Raw genomic sequence first — 4,256 nt, 5'->3', positions numbered from 1 at the left:
GTCCCGGCGCGGGCGCGCGCGACCCAGCCCTCGATGTTGCGCTGGGCGCCGGCGCTCACGCCGAGCGCGCCCGAGGGCACGTCGCGGCGGATCACGCTGCCGGCACCCGTGTACGCACCGTCCCCGATGGTCACCGGGGCGACGAACATGTTGTCCGCGCCGGTGCGGGCGTACGAGCCGATGGTGGTGCGGTGCTTGTTGACGCCGTCGTAGTTGACCGTCACCGAGGCCGCGCCGATGTTCGTGTGCTCGCCGATCGTCGCGTCGCCCACGTAGGACAGGTGCGGGATCTTCGACCCGGTGCCGATCTGGGCGTTCTTGGTCTCGACGAACGTGCCGATCTTGCCGTCGTCGCCGAGCACGGTGCCGGGCCGCAGGTAGGCGAACGGTCCGACGCTCGCACCGGTGCCGATGACGGCCAGGCTGCCGTGGGTGCGCACGACGCTGGCCCGGGGACCGACCTCGACGTCCGTCAGGGTGGTGTCGGGGCCGACCGTCGCGCCCTCGCGGACCACGGTGGCGCCGTGCAGCTGTGTGCCGGGCAGGAGCGTCACGTCCCGCTCCAGCTCGACGTCGACGTCCACCCAGGTGGTCGCCGGGTCGATGATCGTGACGCCCTCGCGCATCCAGTCCTCGAGGATGCGGCGGTTCATCTCGGCCCGCAGCACCGACAGCTGGACCCGGTCGTTGACGCCCTCGACCAGCACCGGGTCGTCGGTCCGCAGCGCGCGCACGTGGCCACCGTCGGTGCGTGCGATCGCGAGCACGTCGGTCAGGTACACCTCGCCCTGGGCGTTGTCGCGGCCCAGCCGGCCGAGCGCGCCGCGCAGCACGTCGGCGTCGAACACGTAGATGGAGGAGTTGATCTCCGCGATCGCGCGCTGCGCGTCGTCGGCGTCCTTCTCCTCGACGATCCCGAGCACGTCGCCGGTGCCGGGCTCGCGCAGGATGCGGCCGTAGCCGGTGGGCTCAGCGACCTCCGTGGTGAGCACGGTGACCGCGTTGCCGTCCGCGTGGTGGGCCGCGAGCAGCTCGTGCAGCGTGGCCGCGTCGAGCAGCGGGACGTCGCCCGCGATGACGACGACCGCACCGGAGACCTGCGCGTGCGTGGCCRAGCCCGCCGTCGGGTCGTTCGCGGCGTCGGCCTGCGCGGCGGCGTCGAGGGCGCGCATGGCCACCTGGACGGCGCGGCCGGTGCCGGGGATGTCGTCCTGGTCGGCCAGCAGGGCCTGGGGGTCCACCTCGCGGACGTGGGCGGCGACCCGCTCGCGCTCGTGCCGGACGACGACCAGCACGCGGCCGGGGTCGAGGGCGCGGGCGGTGGCCAGCGCGTGGCCGACCATGCTGCGGCCGGCCAGGGTGTGCAGGACCTTGGGAGTCGCCGAGCGCATCCGGGTTCCTTCACCTGCGGCGAGGACGACGACGGCGGCCGGGCGGGGGAACGTCACCTGCGGGTGCTCCTCGCGGATCTGCCCGGGTCTCGGGCGGTGGATCTCGTGCGCACCGTGCACTCTACCCGGGGACGGAGGTGGCTCCGGCCGGACCATGGTCCTCCGGCACCTCCTCGGGTGCCGGGGTGATCAGTCGCGGCACGGGCGGCGGGATCCGTCGCCGGCGGGCGATCAGCACACCGGTGACCGCGGCACCGACAGCCGCCACGGCGATCACACCGGTCCGCACACCCACCTCGCTGGCACCTGCCAGGAGGTCGACGATCTGGGACACCACCGCGAACAGGAACAGCCCGAGCACGAGGTACAGAGCACGCGTCGAGCGCGTCGTCGCCATGGACGCACCGTACCGCGTGGCTCCGCCCCCAGGATTCGAACCTGGACTGCACGGCTCCAAAGGCCGGCGTGCTGCCGTTACACCAGGGCGGACCGACACCTGACGCGTCGTGGCCGCCAAGTCTGCCAGGCAGGACGCACGCCTCACGGCATGATGGGCGCGTGGCCCCCGACTCCAAGCGTGCAACCCGCTCCCGCATGACGGGGACGCAACGGCGCGCGCAGCTGCTCGACGTGTCGCGTCGCCTGTTCGCCGAGAAGGGCTTCGACGGCACCAGCGTCGAGGAGATCGCTGCCCGCGCCGAGGTGTCCAAGCCCGTCGTGTACGAGCACTTCGGCGGCAAGGAGGGCGTCTACGCCGTCGTCGTCGACCGCGAGATCCAGGCCCTCACGAGCGCGCTGACCGGCGCGCTCGAGGGCGGCGGGCACCCGAAGGTGCTGGTGGAGCGGACCGCGCTGGCGCTGCTCGGCTACATCGAGGCGTCCGAGGACGGGTTCCGGATCCTCGTGCGCGACTCCCCCGTCGCGCAGGCGACGGGCACGTTCTCCAGCCTGATCGGGGACGTCGCCACGCAGGTGGAGCACCTGCTGGCGGACCAGTTCAAGAAGCAGGGGCAGGACCCGAAGACGGCGCCGATCTACGCGCAGATGCTCGTCGGCATGGTCGCGCTCACCGGGCAGTGGTGGCTCGACGCCCGCAGCCCCAGCAAGAACGTCGTCGCGGCGCACCTGGTCAACCTGGCGTGGAACGGGCTGTCGGCGCTCGAGCGGCGGCCCACGCTCACCCGCACGGTGTGAGACGGATCTCTGTCGACGTCGAGTAATCTCGCGTCATGGTGACACGCACCTCCTCGGACGCCCCGGGGGCCCGCGACGAGGTCGATCGCATCGTCCTCGCCTGGGAACGCGAGCGCCCCGACCTGGACGTGCGCCCCCTGACCGTCCTGTCCCGCGTGAGCCGGCTGGCGCGGCACCTGGACCTGGCCCGGCGCTCCGCGTTCGCGCGGCACGACCTGGAGACGTGGGAGTTCGACGTGCTCTCCGCCCTGCGGCGGGCGGGCGCCCCGTACCGCCTCTCCCCCGGCGCGCTGCTCACCCAGACGCTGGTCACCAGCGGGACCATGACCAACCGGATCGACCGCCTCGCCGAGCACGGCCTCGTGCAGCGGCTGCCCGCCCCCGACGACCGCCGCGGGGTCCTGGTGCAGCTCACCCCGGCCGGGCTGGAGCGCGTCGACGCAGCATTCTCCGACCTGCTGGACGTCGAGCGTGGCCTGCTGGGCGACCTCGACGAGGCCGACCGCGACAAGCTCGCCGACCTGCTGCGCGAGGTGACCGCGCCGTTCGACGCGTCGTGAGGGCATGACGGCGGCACGGTCCGCCGCCCGGGGTCTGCTCCTCGCCGCCGTCCTCCTCTACGCCCTCAACCTGCGGGCGCCGATCACGGCACTCGCGCCCGTGGTCGACGACGTGCGCAGCGACCTGGGCCTGAGCGCCGCCGGTGTCGGGGTGCTCACGGGCGTCCCCGTCCTCTGCTTCGCCCTGGCCACGCCGTTCATGGCCGTGCTGCTCGGGCGCCTGGGCACCGGGCGCGTCGTCGCGGCGTCGCTGGTCACCGTGCTGGCCGGGACCCTGCTGCGCTCGGCGGACGGGTTCGGCACCGCGCTCGTCGGGACCGTCCTCATCGGGGTGGCGATCACCGCGGGCAACGTCGCCGTCCCGGTGGTGATCGGCCGCGACTTCCCCGGGCACGTGCCCCGCGTGACCGGCCTGTACACCGCCGCGCTCAACGGCGGCAGCGTGCTGACGACCACCCTGACGGCGCCCCTGGCCGACCTGGTCGGCTGGCGATGGGCGCTGGCGTCCTGGGGCCTGCTGGCCGTGGTCGCCCTCGTGGTCTGGCAGCGGGCGTACCCGTTCGGGCGGCCCGAGCCGGCCGTGGTCGTCGCCACCTCCGCGGCACACGACGTGTGGCGGCGGCCCGTCACCTGGTTCCTGGCGGTCGCGTTCGCCGGGCAGGCGTTCGGCTACTACGCGGTCAGCGCGTGGCTGCCGTCCCTCCTGCACGACACCCTCGGCCTCGAGCGGGCTGCGTCCGGCGGTGCCGCGGCGCTGTTCCAGCTGTTCGGGATGGTCGGCGGCATCGCCGTGCCGATCGCCCTCGGGCGGCGCGCCCCCGTCGCTGCCGTGTCCGCGGCGATCACCCTCGGATGGGTGGCCCTGCCCGTCGGCCTGCTGCTCGCGCCGTCCTGGTGGCCGGTGTGGTGCACGTTCGCGGGCGTGGCGCAGGGCGGGAACTTCGCGGTGATCTTCACCGTCATCGCCTCGAGCGCCGGGTCGCCCGCGGCCGCACGGCGCATGTCCGCCACCGTGCAGAGCATCGGCTACGGCTGCGCCGCCCTGGGTCCGAGCGTGCTGGGGGCGGTGCACGCGTCCAGCGGCGGGTGGACGGCGCCCCTGCTCGTCGTG

General features: G+C 73.9%; 5 protein-coding genes and 1 tRNA gene. 3 read left to right on the top strand and 3 right to left on the bottom strand.

Annotated elements, in window-relative coordinates:
• The 3 genes from glmU to AC1DUQ_RS18565 form a co-directional block, all read right to left on the bottom strand.
• Window positions 1-1,448: bifunctional UDP-N-acetylglucosamine diphosphorylase/glucosamine-1-phosphate N-acetyltransferase GlmU (gene glmU, locus AC1DUQ_RS18575; RefSeq protein ID WP_477074317.1), on the bottom strand; the 1,448-nt coding region annotated here is incomplete at its 3' end.
• Window positions 1,449-1,512: 64 nt separating this feature from the next.
• A complete protein-coding gene (locus AC1DUQ_RS18570; RefSeq protein WP_477060174.1) occupies window positions 1,513-1,788 on the bottom strand; it encodes a hypothetical protein in 276 nt (91 codons plus the stop codon).
• A gap of 17 nt (window positions 1,789-1,805) precedes the next feature.
• Window positions 1,806-1,880 (bottom strand) — tRNA-Gln (locus AC1DUQ_RS18565).
• A 105-nt stretch (window positions 1,881-1,985) separates the two neighbouring features.
• Here AC1DUQ_RS18565 and AC1DUQ_RS18560 point away from each other — a divergent pair.
• From AC1DUQ_RS18560 to AC1DUQ_RS18550, 3 genes are all read left to right on the top strand, one after another.
• Window positions 1,986-2,585 carry a TetR/AcrR family transcriptional regulator gene (locus AC1DUQ_RS18560; protein WP_056096445.1) on the top strand — a complete coding sequence of 200 codons (600 nt, stop codon included), beginning with the start codon at window positions 1,986-1,988 and terminating at the stop codon, window positions 2,583-2,585.
• Between the two features lie 35 nt (window positions 2,586-2,620).
• Window positions 2,621-3,145, top strand: a complete 525-nt coding sequence (locus tag AC1DUQ_RS18555) for a MarR family winged helix-turn-helix transcriptional regulator (protein WP_477060173.1) — start codon at window positions 2,621-2,623, stop codon at window positions 3,143-3,145.
• Between the two features lie 4 nt (window positions 3,146-3,149).
• Window positions 3,150-4,256: MFS transporter (locus tag AC1DUQ_RS18550; protein ID WP_477074316.1), on the top strand; the 1,107-nt coding region annotated here is incomplete at its 3' end.

Source organism: Cellulomonas sp. P4_B5_2, from assembly GCF_056402235.1.
The sequence above is the reverse complement of the archived record's forward strand: the minus strand, read 5'-3'. Positions and strand labels throughout refer to the sequence as shown.

What these genes read in the sequence shown, in the direction of transcription:
- AC1DUQ_RS18570 (WP_477060174.1), bottom strand. Translation starts at nt 1,788, where the DNA reads ATGGCGACGACGCGCTCGACGCGTGCTCTGTACCTCGTGCTCGGGCTG.
- AC1DUQ_RS18560 (WP_056096445.1), top strand. Translation starts at nt 1,986, where the DNA reads ATGACGGGGACGCAACGGCGCGCGCAGCTGCTCGACGTGTCGCGTCGC.
- AC1DUQ_RS18555 (WP_477060173.1), top strand. Translation starts at nt 2,621, where the DNA reads ATGGTGACACGCACCTCCTCGGACGCCCCGGGGGCCCGCGACGAGGTC.